Origin of the sequence: Streptomyces sp. NPDC007189, assembly GCF_040703635.1 — a bacterium.
GTDB lineage: Bacteria > Actinomycetota > Actinomycetes > Streptomycetales > Streptomycetaceae > Streptomyces.
Genome location: NZ_JBEYEY010000033.1, coordinates 21,847 through 35,982, shown reverse-complemented (window position 1 = coordinate 35,982; position 14,136 = coordinate 21,847). Strand labels below are relative to the sequence as shown.

General features: G+C 68.8%; 11 protein-coding genes and 1 pseudogene. 9 read left to right on the top strand and 3 right to left on the bottom strand.

The window, feature by feature from the left end; all coding sequences use genetic code 11:
- Positions 1 to 114 precede the first annotated feature (114 nt).
- A pseudogene (locus AB0950_RS38235) lies at positions 115 to 1,657 on the bottom strand (ISL3 family transposase).
- A 231-nt stretch (positions 1,658 to 1,888) separates the two neighbouring features.
- On the opposite strand from AB0950_RS38235, the gene AB0950_RS38230 reads away from it, so the two are divergent.
- On the top strand, positions 1,889 to 2,461 hold the full coding sequence (locus AB0950_RS38230; RefSeq protein WP_366780549.1) for a winged helix-turn-helix domain-containing protein: 573 nt from the start codon (positions 1,889 to 1,891) through the stop codon (positions 2,459 to 2,461).
- Positions 2,377 to 2,943 (top strand): transposase, encoded by a 567-nt coding sequence (locus AB0950_RS38225; protein WP_366780548.1) that lies wholly within the window; start codon positions 2,377 to 2,379, stop codon positions 2,941 to 2,943. The genes AB0950_RS38230 and AB0950_RS38225 overlap by 85 nt, the downstream gene beginning before the upstream one ends.
- Positions 2,944 to 3,571: 628 nt before the next feature.
- Here AB0950_RS38225 and AB0950_RS38220 read toward each other — a convergent pair.
- The gene (locus tag AB0950_RS38220) at positions 3,572 to 4,249 is read right to left on the bottom strand and encodes a GAP family protein (RefSeq protein WP_366780547.1); all 678 of its coding nucleotides are present in this window, start codon (positions 4,247 to 4,249) and stop codon (positions 3,572 to 3,574) included.
- 398 nt (positions 4,250 to 4,647) lie between these two features.
- Between AB0950_RS38220 and AB0950_RS38215 the strand changes: the two genes are divergently transcribed.
- The 5 genes from AB0950_RS38215 (at position 4,648) to AB0950_RS38195 (ending at position 9,914) form a co-directional block, all read left to right on the top strand.
- Positions 4,648 to 5,238 carry a hypothetical protein gene (locus tag AB0950_RS38215; protein WP_360576201.1) on the top strand — a complete coding sequence of 197 codons (591 nt, stop codon included), beginning with the start codon at positions 4,648 to 4,650 and terminating at the stop codon, positions 5,236 to 5,238.
- 117 nt (positions 5,239 to 5,355) lie between these two features.
- Complete coding sequence (locus tag AB0950_RS38210; protein WP_366780546.1) at positions 5,356 to 6,708, top strand: Dyp-type peroxidase; 1,353 nt, start codon at positions 5,356 to 5,358, stop codon at positions 6,706 to 6,708.
- Between the two features lie 55 nt (positions 6,709 to 6,763).
- On the top strand, positions 6,764 to 7,909 hold the full coding sequence (locus AB0950_RS38205; RefSeq protein WP_366780545.1) for a catalase family protein: 1,146 nt from the start codon (positions 6,764 to 6,766) through the stop codon (positions 7,907 to 7,909).
- A 56-nt stretch (positions 7,910 to 7,965) separates the two neighbouring features.
- Positions 7,966 to 9,357 (top strand): Dyp-type peroxidase, encoded by a 1,392-nt coding sequence (locus tag AB0950_RS38200; RefSeq protein WP_366780544.1) that lies wholly within the window; start codon positions 7,966 to 7,968, stop codon positions 9,355 to 9,357.
- 77 nt (positions 9,358 to 9,434) lie between these two features.
- Positions 9,435 to 9,914: a hypothetical protein gene (locus AB0950_RS38195; protein WP_360576194.1), complete on the top strand. Its 480-nt coding sequence runs from the start codon at positions 9,435 to 9,437 to the stop codon at positions 9,912 to 9,914.
- A gap of 151 nt (positions 9,915 to 10,065) precedes the next feature.
- Here the strand turns inward: AB0950_RS38195 and AB0950_RS38190 are convergent, their stop codons facing one another.
- Positions 10,066 to 12,213: a SpoIIE family protein phosphatase gene (locus tag AB0950_RS38190; protein WP_366780543.1), complete on the bottom strand. Its 2,148-nt coding sequence runs from the start codon at positions 12,211 to 12,213 to the stop codon at positions 10,066 to 10,068.
- A 221-nt stretch (positions 12,214 to 12,434) separates the two neighbouring features.
- On the opposite strand from AB0950_RS38190, the gene AB0950_RS38185 reads away from it, so the two are divergent.
- Positions 12,435 to 13,037: a TetR/AcrR family transcriptional regulator gene (locus AB0950_RS38185; RefSeq protein WP_366780542.1), complete on the top strand. Its 603-nt coding sequence runs from the start codon at positions 12,435 to 12,437 to the stop codon at positions 13,035 to 13,037.
- A gap of 150 nt (positions 13,038 to 13,187) precedes the next feature.
- Positions 13,188 to 14,114 (top strand): TauD/TfdA family dioxygenase, encoded by a 927-nt coding sequence (locus tag AB0950_RS38180; protein WP_366780541.1) that lies wholly within the window; start codon positions 13,188 to 13,190, stop codon positions 14,112 to 14,114.
- The last annotated feature ends 22 nt before the right edge of the window (positions 14,115 to 14,136 follow it).

The following is a 14,136-nucleotide window of genomic DNA, read 5'->3' as shown; positions in this document are numbered from 1 at the left end:
TCTCGACAGGCTCCACGGTCTCCAACTCCACGGCGGTGTCAGTCACTTGACGTCTCTCCCATGATCGTCGGATCCGCCGTTAGATTTACACTCCCGTGGTGACGGAGCGTGCTGCTATCCGAGGAGAATGCGGTGCCGAAGCAGGGTGAAGCCTGCTCGTCGCGTGCATCTGGCGCGCGATCCGCTTGGTCTTGGTGTTGACGCCCTCGGTGGGGCCGTTGCTGTACGGAAGCGTGAGCCCCGCGATCACGGCGTCGATGTCCCGGTCTAGGCCCCGGGTGAAGGCGTGCAGATGAGGCAGGTCGGCTGCTCGGACTTGGGCGATCCAGCGCGTGAGCGCATCGGCGTTGTCGGGGTGCGGCGTAAGGAGCGGGGCGAAGCCTCTGATACCGGCAGCGAGTTGGGTCATCTCGGGGCAGGCGGCGGTGAGCTTGGCCAGGAGCTCGTGTTGCTCGACCTTGAGGTTGTCGGGCCTGGTCAGCAGCATCCGGGCGAGCCGGCGCGGGGAGATGTGGCTGCGGTCGGCGTCCGCGCGGCCTTGGTTGATGTACTTGTGCAAGAGGTTCAGGCAGCCCGTGAAGCCGAGGGTCTTGATCTCTTCGAAGAGGTGCTTGACGGGGACGGCGGGGTCCTCCGCTCGGCGTTTGCGCAGGTGCTCGCGGTAGGGATCGACGAGGCTGGCGCGGTATTTGGGGACGCGGAGCATCCGTTCAGGCTGGTCGGCTCGGGCGTAGCGTTTGACGGTGTTCAGGGCGAGTTGCAGGCGGCGGGCGCATTCGAGCAGGCCGGCGCCCTGGTCGAGGAGGCCGTGGACCTGGTGCCAGCGTTCGAGGGTGGTCTGGGCGCGGGGCCCGTCGTAGATCGGCGCGTCCAGTACGGTGGCCCAGCAGGCGCTGTGTGCCTTCACCTCGCTCAGGGAGGCTTCGCACAGGTTCTTCCATAAATGCCAGCGATCTCCGACCTGGACCGCGTCAGGCAGGGCTCGACGGATGGCCTCGGCATAGGTCGCCGAGCCGTCACGACACACGACCTCGATGCCCGGATGCTCGCGCAGCCACGCTTCCAGGGTGTCGGCGGTGCGGTCGGGCAGTACGTCGATCCGCTCATGGGTCTCGGCGTCGATCACCACGGTGGCATAGCGGTGACGTCGGCACAGGGCGAAGTCGTCGACGCCGATCACACGGGGTGTCCGGCCTGCGGGCAGCGGGATGCGCAGTAGGGTGCGCAGAGTCGTGTGACGCGACAGGCCCACCGCGAGTACCGTCAACAGGCGTGCACCCGCTCGGCCCGCTAACTCCTTGACCACGGCTTTGACTTGCCTGGTCAGGCGGGCGGTGCGTCGCTGGTATCGCTCCAGGACTCCGGGCACCTGTTCGCGGAAGGTGTGGCGGCAGCCGCGGGTGGGACACACCAGTCGCCGCACCCGCACACGGACCACCACCCGGCGGTCGTCGACCGGCACGTCGGCCACCGTCCGCCAGTGATATCCGTGCACCCGCCCGGACGGCGCCCCGCACACCGGGCAGACCGCGGCCTCCGTCGGCGTCCGGGCTCGCACCACGATCCGCTCGCCCTCATCAGTGACGTCCTCTATGACCAGCGGGGACAGGCCCGAAAACACCGTCTGCACAAGCTCGTTGACATCCTTCACGGGAATGTCAACGACCCTCACGACTCTCCGTCACCACCGAATGTGCGACAGGGCCGTTCGTTTGACAGACCCCGGCATCCCTAGGGAGTGCCTTTCCGATCACCGATCGTTGGGTTGGTTGTGAGGGATGGGGAGATACTGACCTCGGCTCGTCAGGGTGAACTCTTCCGAAGTCCCTGACGGGCCTTGGGCGATGGCTGTATCCCGTGGTGTGTGAGGTATGCGGATGGGGGCGGGCTGACCGCCGCGGAGCGGCGGCGCCGGGAGACGGTACGGATGCAGGCGGCCGAGTTGTTCGAGGAGAGGATCAAGCCGTCGGAGGTCGCAAGACGCCTGCGGGTGAGCGTGAAGTCGGCCTATCAATGGCACCAGTTGTGGCGGACCGGCGGTGTTCAGGCTCTGGCCTCCCGTGGCCCGAGCGGGTCGCGGTGCCGTCTGTCCCCGCGATGTCTGGAGAAGCTGGCCGCGTACCTGGAGCAGGGGCCGGCCGCGCACGGCTGGGTGGAGGACCAGGTGTGGACCGCCGCTCGGGTGGCCACGCTGATCGGCAGGAAGTTCCACGTCTCCTACAGCGTCTCGGGTGCGACGAGGCTGATGCACCGGCTCGGCTTCAGCCCGCAGGTCCCCGCACGGCGGGTCGCAGAACGCGACGAGCAGGCCGTCACCGCGTGGAAGGAGGCGACCTGGGCCGAGGTAAAAGAGCCCGGGCGGCCTGCGGAGGCTACATCTGCTTCGAGCACGAAGCCGGGTTCACCCGCCGGCCGCCCAGGGGACGCACCTGGGGCCGACGCGGCCGCACCCCGGTCGTGACCGTCAGCGGCCGCCGCTCGGGGCGCCTGTCGGTGGCCGGGCTGATCGCCATGCGGCCCGGCTCCCGCACCCGCCTGTGCCACCGCCTGCGCACCCACCCCGCGGGCAAAGGCAAGCGCCGCAGCATGGGCGAGCGTGACTTCATCGCACTGCTCGACGGCGTCCATCAGCTCGTCAAGGCGCCGATCGTGCTGGTGTGGGACCGTCTGAACACCCACGTCTCCCACGCCATGCGTGAGCTGATCGCCGAACGTGAATGGCTGACGGTGTTCCTGTTGCCCGCGTACTCGCCCGACCTCAACCCGGTCGAGGGGGTGTGGGCGCACGTCAAGCGCAGTCTGGCCAATCTCGCCGTGGTCGCCCTGGACCGACTCGAAGCGCTCGTACGCAACCGGCTCAAGCGCCTTCAGTACCGGCCCGACACTCTCGACGGCTTCATAGCGGGCACCGGCCTGACCCTCGACATTCTCGCGTCACCTTGAAGAGCCGAGGTCAGTAACGCCCCGGCACGGCTGTCCCCGATAAACCCGAACTGTCGGCCCTGGTCTCCGACGCTGCCATCCGGGAGAAGCCGGACGTTGAGTGTGGTCAACGTGAACGCTTCACCGCGTCGAGTGTCCGTCCAGCGGAGCGCCTGTGGGATCGTGACATTGATCGCCAGAGCACTTACTTCCAGGTCGCTGCTCATGGACGGATGATCTCACGCGACCTGCCGCAGGCGGCCGCCACCGGCTCACGCAGCAGGCAGTTTGATCACGACTCGATACGCGACCTAGGAGCCCCCGATGATCTTGTAGACCGTCACCCGGCGCCCACAGACCTGCTCATCCGCCACTGGCGTGAAGTATTTCTTCAGCACGGAAGTCTTCATCCGGTCCCGCGCAGCCGACACCTGCTTCGCGAAGCGGGCTCATGCGGCGGTGGAGACCGTGGTGGCTCTGCACCGGTAGCCGCACCACCGCGCTGGATGGATGCGCACTGGGTGCAGTGGTGCGCATCCACGGCGCGCATCGTGCGAGCGGCAACTCGCTGTCGCCGGGCATGTGCCTGGCGCGGGCCGCAGGCCTACGTCTGTGCTCGGACCCCGCCGGAACGGGGGTGGTGGTTGTGTCAGGAGGTGAGGATGGAGATGCCGTCTCCGAGCAGTTTCAGGCCGAGGACGAAGAAGAGGACGGCCATCACGGCGACATTGTTCTGAGCTGCCCAGTCTTTCCAGTTGCCGAGCGTGGTCCTGGCCCGCTCTCCCCCGAGAAGGAAGACTCCCAGCGGGACCAGCAGGCCGAGGGTGGCGATCACGACGAAGATCGCCAGCGATCCCACCTGCTGCCCGACCGGCAACCCGGCCGAGCCGATGGCGGCGCCCGCGGCGATGGTCAGCGGGGCGTTCTTGGCGTTGAGCGCGGCCAGGGCCGTGCCGAGTCCGAAGACCTTGACCGGCGTGAGGCGGTCGATCGCGCCCATCCACTTCGGCAGTTTTGCCTGCGAGGAATCTTTCGGGCGCCGGCGCCACTGCCGGGCGCCGAAGAAGACGAGGAACACGCCCAGAGCAAGCTTGAGCGCTCCCACCCAGGTGGCCGGGTGCTTGTGGGCCGAGGCACCCGCGGGGGAGGCGATCGCCAGCATCACCGCGCCCAGTACCGCCAGCCCGAGGATCCAGCCGACGGTGAAAAGGATCCCGTTGAGACGCCCCCGGGGCGTCGCGAGGACGAGGATGACGGCGATGATCGGAAGCGGGCTGATCGCGACGCCAGCCGCAAAACCCAGCACGTCACCGAGAACTGCGCCCATGGTTGCCTCCAGCTGGGGTCAGGGTGGCGATCCAGTCGAGCAGTGCTCCGGCGGCGGCAGGCACCCCGGGCCGCCTGCGCGGCGCGGCGGGGGGCTTGTGCGATAGGCCGCGCCGCGGCTTCACGGCCACGCGGGAGTGGCCGACCGAGAAGGTGACGATGACGATCCCATCAGGACGCACGCCCCAGTCCCATCTTCCTGCCCCCGACTGGATCTGTCCTCGGGAGCGGCTCAGGACGCGAAGGCGGTGGCATCGGAGCGCCGCTCCCGTGTGGCCTCTCAGGGGCCAAGATGCGGGGGTGCTTCTCCGTGGTGAGGATGGGGTTGTGAGGGCGATGGCGCCCTGTGCCCCGGCGTTTGGTGACCCTCGCACCGATCCGTGGCAGGGGAGTCTCACGATGACTGCAACGACAGGTGCAGCTCAGTCAGCTCACTCCGAGCGCCCGGGCAGGGCTGACGGGGTCTGCAGCGAGTTCACGGTCTTCACGAAGATCAAGCCGGGCCATGCGGATGCACTGCGTGAGGATCTCGCCGCGCTCGCCGACCCGTCGGGTGACGAGAGGGTCCATGCGGCGTTGCGCCAGATCGGCACCCTGCATGACGCACGGCACGTGATCTTCGACAACGACACCCGGTTCATGTTCGCCAGCGTCTTCGACGGCTCCTGGGACACCTACATCGACGACTTCGCCAAGACGGTGGTCGGGGACCGCTTCGACAAGGTCTTCTCGCACAGCGAAGGGTTCCCCGGCGTCAAAGATCCGGGGGTGAAGGAGTGGTTCCTCGCCCACCAGGAGCCTGCGGGGGTCTTCGTCAGCGCCTATCCCGATCTGACCGTGCAGCAGATCTACAAGGACCACCGCGTGGAGGAGGCGTTCGAGGAGGTACTGGACACCCCTGAGTTCCGGGCGGCGCTGGACAACCCGGCCAACGCGGATCTGGTGGCCACGCCTGCCTTCCAGAAGCTGCTGGAAGAAGCCTCGGCCTAGACCCCTGACACAGCTACTCCTCAGAGCCGACCCCACTTCGGTGAACGGCGTCGGCGGGCGCGCACCATTCGCTGCGGGGCTGCCCGCACAGGGATCGATGCGGAGGCACGAACGATCATGAGCACGGCAGACAGTGCCAGCGCGGCTGGTGTGCGCGTCGAGGTCGAGGACGTCCAGAGCGCGGCGCTGCGCCCGCGGCCCGTCCCGTACGAGGGGAAGTTCATCTTCCTGCGCGTGGACGACCGCCACGCCGGGCGTGGCCTGCTGCGGCGGCTGCTCCCGGTGACCTCGGGCGGTCTGCCCAGCGTGGATTCGAGCCAGGACGCCTGGGTGGCGGTGGCGTTCACCTACCAGGGACTCAAAGCTCTGGGGGTGCCCCAGGAGTCGCTGGACAGCTTCCCGCGGGCGTTCCGTGAGGGCATGGCCGCCCGGGCGGAGCTGATCGGCGACGTGGGCGAGAACGCCCCGGACCACTGGGAGCCACCCTTCGGAACGGGCGATGTCCACATCGCGCTGAGCGCCCTCTCCTCCAACGCGGAGCAGCTGCACCAGGAACTGCAACGCGCCCAAGTCGCCTACCAGGAGACCCCGGGTGTCCAGGTGATCTGGCAACAGGACGTCCACCAGCTTCCGACCGGGCGCACCACCCTCGGCTTCCGTGACGGCATCAGCCATCCGAACATCGAGGGCGTCGGACTGCCCGGCTCCAACCCGCAGGAAGCCCCCATCAAGGCCGGGGAGTTCATCCTCGGCTACCCCGACGAAACCGGCAATCTGCCGTCCATGCCCAGCCCTGACGTGCTGGGGCGCAACGGGACCTACGCGGCCGTCCGCAAGATCCACACCAACGTCGCGGCCTGGCGCCGGTACCTGCGCGCCAACAGTTCCACCGCGGAGGAAGAAGCACTCCTGGCGGCCAAGATGATCGGGCGCTGGCCCAGCGGGGCACCGCTGGCCCTGGCGCCGGAGCACGACGACCTGAAACTGGCGGCTGATCCGCACCGCGTCAACAACTTCCTGTACCGAGAGAACGACGATCGCGGCCTGCGGTGCCCCGCCGGGGCGCACATCCGCCGGAACAACCCCCGCGACGCCACCATCATCGGCGACGCGCGGATGCACCGGCTCATCCGCCGCGGCACCACCTACGGCCCGCCGCTGCCCGAGGGCGTGCTGGAGGACGACGGCGCCGACCGCGGCCTGGTGGGAGTCTTCATCGGCGCCCATCTTGAGCGGCAGTTCGAGTTCATCAAGGCCGAGTGGGTCGAGGACGGCAACTTCATCAGCTACCCCGGCGAGAAGGACCCGGTGGCCGGACATCACGACGGAACCGGCAGCGTCACCATCCCCGACAAGCCGGTCCGGCGCCGTCTGCGGAACCTGCCCAGCTTCGTGGTCACCCGCGGCGGCGAGTACTGCTTCGTGCCGGGGCTGCGAGCCCTACGCTGGCTCGCCGAACTCGAGGACTGAACAGCTATTCCCACCGCTGAGGCGCCATCACGGTCTTCGAGGAGAGGTCGAAATCATGGCAGCACAGTTCGTCCGCTACACACCTGACGTCGAGGTACAGGACCCGGACTTCGACCAGCACGTGCAGACGGTGATCGCGAAGACCGAGAGTTACATCGCCGACTCGGTCGAGGCCGGCGGCACCGGACAGGCCCTGCGCGACGCCCACGCCAAGGGCTACGGGCTCATCCGGGGGCAGGTGGAGATCCTGGACGGGCTGCCCGCCGAGTACGCCCAGGGCATCTACGCGACACCGGGAAGCCACGATGCGCTCATCCGCTTTTCCAACGGCTCACCTCACGCCGGTGCCGACGCACGACTGGGCGCCGCCACCGGACTGGCGTTGAAGATGTTCGACATCCCCGGGCCGACCCTGCTGGAAGACGAGCCGGACACGGGCACCTTCGACTACGCCAACATCAACGGACCGATCTTCTTCTGCAACACGGTGGAGCACTACCTCTTCATTCAGGAGCTGTTCCTGAACGCGGCCGCCTACTTCTCCCAGGGCCGGCCTGGCGCACACCGCTTCTTCACCGAGTTCGTGACCGGAAAGGGAACCCTCGACCAGGACAACTGGGCGTGGGACGAGTTCCTGGCCTTCCTCCGCCTGGCAAAGACCCCTCCGGCGAACGTGCTGTTGTCGAGTTACTGGACGATGGGCGCGGTCCGGCACGGGGACTACATCGCCAAGGTGCGCATCACCCCCGACCCGGACTTCGCCGCCGCGGTGGTCCGGCGCACCATCGACCCGGCCTCCGCAGCGGAAGTCTTCCGGCCCGCCCTGCAAGCGGAACTGCAGGAGCGCCCCTACGCCTTCGACATCCAGGTCCAGCTCTGCACCGACCTGAAACGTATGCCGGTGGAGGACACCACCGTGGAATGGCCGGAGCAGCTTTCACCGCCCGTCACCGTGGCAAAGCTACGGCTGCCGCGGCAGGACATCTCCAGCCCGAAGAATCTGGAGAAGATGGACGCACTGTCCTTCACCCCCTGGCGGGTCACCGCCGAGCACGCTCCTCTCGGCAACATCATGCGGGCCCGCAAGGAGGTCTACCGCCACTCCTCCATCCAACGCCACCGGCTCAACCAGCAAGAACGGCGCGAGCCGCGCAACGCGGACGAGGTGCTGCCGCTGACCACCACGGTCCCTCACCTCTGACCCCTGCACACATCCACCCCGGGACCCACTTCCACCACGACACGGAGACGACCACGATGGCAGACAGCGCGGGCCAGGCCGAGGAGCAGGTGCTGGAACTGGACGACATCCAGGGCACTGTGCTGAGGCAGCGCCCTACGCCCTTCACCGGCGCGTACTTCCTGCTACGCATCGACGATCCCGCCGACGGCCGGCGGCTGCTCGCCCGGCTGGTACCCCACGTCGCCTCGGCGACCCAGTGGTGGGACCCCCCCAACCGGGCGTGGCTGAGCGTCGCGCTGAGCCACTGCGGGCTGAAGGCTCTCGGCGTGCCGCAGGCATCGCTGGACAGCTTCCCCGACGCCTTCCGTGAGGGCATGGCGGCGCGCGCCGGACGGCTGGGAGACACCGGTGACAGCAGTCCCGAGCACTGGGATGCCCCGCTGGGCAGCACGGACGTCCACGTTGCGATCTCCGTTTTCGCCCCGGATGCCGCCGCTATGGAGGCCCTGCTGGCCACGGCCCGCGAGACCCTCGCGGATCTGCCCGGGGTGTCGGTCATCTACCGGCTGGACGCCTCGGCACTGCCTACCAAGCGCACCCACCTGGGCTTCGTGGACGGCATCGGCGAGCCCGACATCGAGGGCTCCGGCGTGGCCAGCATCGCGCAGCACATGGGCGGCGGTGACTACGGCTACCTGCCGGGCTTCGGCCCCACCATCAAGGCCGGCGAGTTCCTTCTCGGCTATGCCAACGAGCTGGGCCGGCTCACGCCCATGCCCCAGCCCGACATCCTGGGCCGCAACGGTACCTACGTAGCCTTCCGCAAACTGCACTTGCGGGTCGCCGAGTACCGCCGCTATCTGAAGGACAACGCCTCCTCACCCGAAGAAGAAGAACTGCTCGCAGCCAAGATGGTCGGCCGCTGGCCCAGCGGCGCACCCCTGGTCCTCGCGCCCGACCACGACGACCCAGACCTTGCCACCGATCCCCACCGCGTCAATGATTTCACCTACCACGGGCAGGATCCGACAGGCCAGCGGTGTCCGCTCGGCTCCCACATCCGTCGGATGAACCCGCGTGACGCTCTGGCCGACACCCTGGTGGACGTGAAACTGCACCGCGCCCTGCGCCGGGGTACCCCGTACGGCCCCATGCTCCCTGAAGGACAGACGCAGGACGACGGCGCCGAACGCGGCATCGTGTTCATCTTCATGGGAACCGACCTCGTCCGGCAGTTCGAGTTCCTCAAATCCCAGTGGGCCAATGACGGCGACTTCGTCGGCCTGGGCAGCGAGAAGGACCCGATCGTGGGGAGCAACGACGGCACGGGCACCTTCACCATCCCCAAACGGCCCATCCGCCGCCGGCTCCAGCGGCTGCCCCGCTTCGCCGTGACCAAGGGAGGCGAATACCTCTTCCTGCCCGGCATCCGCGCTCTGAAGTGGATTGCGGAACCTGACACCTGAGCCGCGTGTACAGGGCCGGACCGGACTCGATCCCTACCGCGGCCCCACCCGCGCTGTTCCAAGAAGGGATGTCCTATATGACCACGAACGCACAGTCACCCAGCCGCCCGGGTCTCAAGCAGGGCAAAACCAACGAGTTCACCCTCTTCTTCAACGTCAAGCCCGGCCACGCACAGCAGATCCGCGACCTGTTCGCAGAAGGCCCCGACTACGAGAGGCGAAGGGACGCGGTAAGTCGCATCGGCACGCTCCACGACGCACGCTGGGTCCTCTTCGACAACGACACCCGCCTGATGTTCGCGAGCAACTTCGACGGTGACTGGGACCAGTACATTGACGACTTCGGCGCGGTAGTCCCCGACCTGTTCGACGGCGTCCTGCAACACACCGAGGACTACCCGGGCATCAAGGACCCCAGCATCAAGGAATTCGTCGTCGCCCACCAGGCGACTGCGTGCTCCTACTTCCGCGGCGCACCCGAAGCCACGATCACAGACATCCAGAAGGCACTACGCGTCAACAAGGCGTTCCAGCAACTGCTCGACGCGGCAAGCTGACCTCGTCGTGCCGGGCCCGGCAACGGGCGCTGCGTCCCGTCCGGGCCCCGCGTCGCGGCCCTCGCAGTCGGCCAGCCGGGGGGCCTGCAGAGCGGGCCCGGAACGCGGCGCTGCGAAGACCTGCCGCCCGCCTCCGCGTCCCAGGTGGCCATCAATCAGGGTCATGCCAGGGCTGGTGATCTTGGACGGGGCCAGGATTGGTTGCGGGAATGGATTGTTCAGCCCAGATGGTCTTGCCGCGGGGTGCGGGGCGGACGCCCCAGCGGTCGGTGAGTTGTGCGGTGATGTACAGGCCGCGGCCGCCCTCGTCGGTGTCGTCGGCGCGGCGCAGGTGGGGGGCGGTGCTGCTGTCGTCGGTGACCTCGCAGATCAGCGCCTGGTCGCGGATCAGGCGGAGCTCGATGGGGCCGTTCGCGTAGCGAACGGCGTTGGTGACAAGTTCGCTGACGATCAGTGCCGTACTGTCCGCAAGGCCACTCATGCCCCAGTCGGCGAGCTGGGTGACGACCACGTTTCGCGCACGGGAGACGGCTTCGGGGGTGTTGGGCAGCTTCCAGGAGGCCGTCCGTCCGGCGTCGAACGTGTGTGGGCGGGCCAGGACAAGGACGGCTTCCCGGGACGGTTGCTCCGGGGCCAGGGCCTCGACGATCGCGTCGCACGTGTCCTGAAGCGAGACGTGAGCCGTGGTCGTCAGTCCGCGCAGTCGGTCCAGCGGCAGGCGCGGTTGCCCTTGGGCCTGGCCGGTGCTCAGCAGTTCCGTGTTGCTGAGGAGCAGGATGCTGCCCTCCGGGAGGATGCGTTCCACGACTGTGTAGTGCGCGATGCCCTGGCCGAGCGGCGGGCCCGTGGGGACGTCGAGGAGCTCGGGTTCCCCGCTCGCGTGGACGACGGCCGGTGGGGGGTGCCCCGCACTGGAGATCGTGCAGTTGCCGGTCACCGGGTCGTAGGCCGCGTACACGCAGGTCGCCGACCAGACGTGGTCGGGTGTTTCACCCGGCGAGACAGCCTCAGGTTCGCGCAGGGGCCGGCTCGCCAGGTCGTGCAGCCGCTCCAGGATCTCATCGGGTGACAGGTCGAGGTCGGACAGGGCCGCGATGGCGGCGCGCAGCTGTCCCATGGCCGCGGCCGCGCTGATCGGGAGACCGCTGCTGTCACCCACGACCAGAGCGACCCTGGCCCCGGACAAGGGAAGGATGTCGAACCAGCCCCCTCCGGCCCCCGCGGGCACATAGGCGTGCGCGGTCTCCGCGGCGGAGCGGACCGCTGCGGCGGGTTGCCTCAGCTCGCGTCGTAGGATCCGCGCCACCGACCGCTCGCGGCTGTACACACGGGCGTTGTCCAGGCTCAGTGCGGCGCGAGAGGCCAGCAGCTCCACCAGGGCCACGTCGTCGCGGTCGAACGGGGTGGGATTGCGCCAGCGGTAGAGGCAGGCCAGTCCGAGCACCACGCCTCGGGCTCGCATCGGCGTCACGATCATGGAGTGCACGCCGGCGGCGAGGAGCCATGCGTCGAGCCTGCGGGCCGGGTCCAGCCAGTCGCCGTCCTCGTCCAGATTCCGGATTAGTACCGGTGCCAGGTCCGACAGGGCCCGCAGGTAGGGCGTCCTGAACGGGTAGGTGCCGATTTCGCCGACCGTCGCCAGGCCCTGCTGGGAATCGTCCGCGCAGCGGAAGCCGACACGCCGCAGCAATGCCGTCTCGGTCACCGCCACCGGGGCCGGAGCCTCGCCGCGCAGCACCGAATCGATCAGGTCCACCGTCATGGAGTCGGCGAGGTCCGGCACGGCAAGGTCGCACAGCTCCTCGGCCGTGCGGAAGATGTCGAGAGTCGTGCCGACATGCGTGGCGGCCCGGTTGAGCATCCGCAGCCGCCCCTCCGCTTTGGCACGCGCGGTGATGTCGGTGATCGCCACGGCCAGGCCCAGCACCGTTCCATCGGGGTCCTGAAGGCGGAAGCAGGCTGCCGACGCCACGGCCTCGGCCGCCGGATCCCGGCGGTTGCGCAGGTGAAGACGGAGGTCCCGAACCGGTTCTCCGGTCTCCAGCACCTTGCGCGCCGTGCGCTCGATGAATTCGGGCCTGGCGACGTCGAAGGCGTTCAGGACGTCCAGCAGCGGTCGGCCCACCATCTGATCGACGGGGAAGCCCCGCATCAGCCGCGCGGCGGCGTTGACGCGGATCAGCCGCAGCTGCGTGTCCAGCACGTGCAGCCCGACCGGCGACTGCGAGAACAGTGCGGCCAGAACGGCGTCGTCCAGCCGATGCCCCTGGGAGTCGCCCTGGTGATGCGAGCCAGTCACGACGGGACCCTGCCCTCACGGATTCGGCGCAACAACCGCACATACACGATCAGAACCCCCATCGGGCGGTTCCGCCACCGCAGCGCGCCCCGCCCACCCCGGCGCGCCGGTAGTCCGTTCAGAAGGTCCGACAGCGGCGGCAGAGCTCCCCGTCGGCTTTCCGCCGTCACACCGCCCGCCTCGTGCACCTCAGCCGGTGGGCGCCCTCTAGTCTCGTGGTCATGGGAGGACGGCAGAGCCAGGCGGAGAAGCGCGGGCCGGGGCGGCCACGCGAGGAGCGGGTCACCCGGGCGGTGCTCGAGACGGTGCTGTCCCTGGTCACGGAGCAGGGCATGGACGCGGTCACGATGGACGCGGTGGCGGCCCGCGCTGGAGTGAGCAAACCGGCCATCTACCGGCGCTGGCCGACCAAGCAGGATCTGATCCTCGCCGCCGCGGAGAGCCGGGTCGGCCCGGTTTCCGTCGCCGACCTCGGAGATTTCCGGGCCGAACTGCGCGCGCTGCTGACGGCGCGACTGGAGGTCTACCGCCTGCCCGGGACGGACCGTCTGCTGGCCGAGCTCATGAGCGCGGCGGCCAAGGCGGGTACCGCCCGGAGCGCGTACGCGACGTACAGCGCCCGCGTGACGGCGCAGACGCGCGTCATTCTGGAGCGCGGCATCGAGCGGGGGGATGTGCGGGCCGACGTCGACGTCACGGCCGCGTCGACGCTGGTGGCGGCGCCGCTGGTGTTCCGCCTGCTGGGCGAGCAGGAGCCGCTCGACGGGCGTTTCGTCGACGAGGTGGTTGACCTGGTCGCACGTGCGGTGGCGGCGCGGCCCTGACGGCGACGCCGACCCGCCCTGCACAACCCTGACGGCGAGGGCCGCCGGCCCGGATTCATGAAATTCGTTGCCCCGAGCCCTTGCGGCCTCACATCCCAATATCGATACTGCCGGTAACGAAATCAGCCGTTCGCACCGTGGAGGACCGCAATGGCCGGCACCGGCGTCTCGACGCCCCACCCCGTTCTCGGCAAGCCCCTGATCCGGTTCGGCAAGCGCATCCTGGAGCGCACCGCACCCGGCACAGCTCCGGGCGAGTACCGGATCCTGGGTATCAACCCGCTCACCCCGCACATCGGCGCCGAGATCACGGGCGTCGACCTCTCCCAGCCGATCGGCGCGGACCTGGCCGACGAGCTCCGCCGGGCGCTGCTGGAGTGGAAGGTGATCTTCTTCCGCGACCAGCGGGACTTCGGCCCGGAGGACCACGCCGCGCTCGCCGGGCTCTGGGGCGAGCCGGAGGCCAACCCCTTCTTCCCCACGGGCGACCGGGCCGGCGTCTCCCGGCTGGCCAAGGACGCCATGGCCGTGGGCAACGAGAACATCTGGCACAGCGACCACTCGTTCATGGCGGCCCCGGCTCTCGGCTCGGTACTGCGCGCCGTCGAGATCCCTGCCTCCGGCGGGGACACCCTGTGGGCGGACATGGGCGCCGCCTACGACAACCTTCCCGAGGCGACGAAGCAGCGGATCGAGGGCCTCACGGCCGAACACGACTGGGTGCCCACCTGGGGCGCGACGATGACCGAGGACCAGATCGCCGCGCTGCGCCAGACCCTGCCGGCGGTCGAGCACCCCGTGGTGGTCCGGCATCCCGTGACCGGACGCCGACTGCTGTACGTCAACGAACCCTTCACCACGCGCATCGTCGGACTCGACGACGAAGAGAGCCGCGAGCTGCTGCACGAACTCGTGCTGCAGGCCCGGATCCCCGAGTACCAGGTGCGGTTCCGCTGGCAGCCGGACTCCGTCGCGATCTGGGACAACATCGCCGTCCAGCACTACGCGGTCAACGACTACTACCCGCAGCGCCGCGTCATGGAACGCATCGCGATCGCCGGGGTCCCGCTCTCCTGAGCACCGCCCGGACCACACCACG

Bases quoted from the DNA above. Each gene is read 5' to 3' on its own strand.
- AB0950_RS38220 (WP_366780547.1), bottom strand. From the start codon at position 4,249: ATGGGCGCAGTTCTCGGTGACGTGCTGGGTTTTGCGGCTGGCGTCGCG.
- AB0950_RS38215 (WP_360576201.1), top strand. From the start codon at position 4,648: ATGACTGCAACGACAGGTGCAGCTCAGTCAGCTCACTCCGAGCGCCCG.
- AB0950_RS38210 (WP_366780546.1), top strand. From the start codon at position 5,356: ATGAGCACGGCAGACAGTGCCAGCGCGGCTGGTGTGCGCGTCGAGGTC.
- AB0950_RS38205 (WP_366780545.1), top strand. From the start codon at position 6,764: ATGGCAGCACAGTTCGTCCGCTACACACCTGACGTCGAGGTACAGGAC.
- AB0950_RS38200 (WP_366780544.1), top strand. From the start codon at position 7,966: ATGGCAGACAGCGCGGGCCAGGCCGAGGAGCAGGTGCTGGAACTGGAC.
- AB0950_RS38195 (WP_360576194.1), top strand. From the start codon at position 9,435: ATGACCACGAACGCACAGTCACCCAGCCGCCCGGGTCTCAAGCAGGGC.
- AB0950_RS38185 (WP_366780542.1), top strand. From the start codon at position 12,435: ATGGGAGGACGGCAGAGCCAGGCGGAGAAGCGCGGGCCGGGGCGGCCA.
- AB0950_RS38180 (WP_366780541.1), top strand. From the start codon at position 13,188: ATGGCCGGCACCGGCGTCTCGACGCCCCACCCCGTTCTCGGCAAGCCC.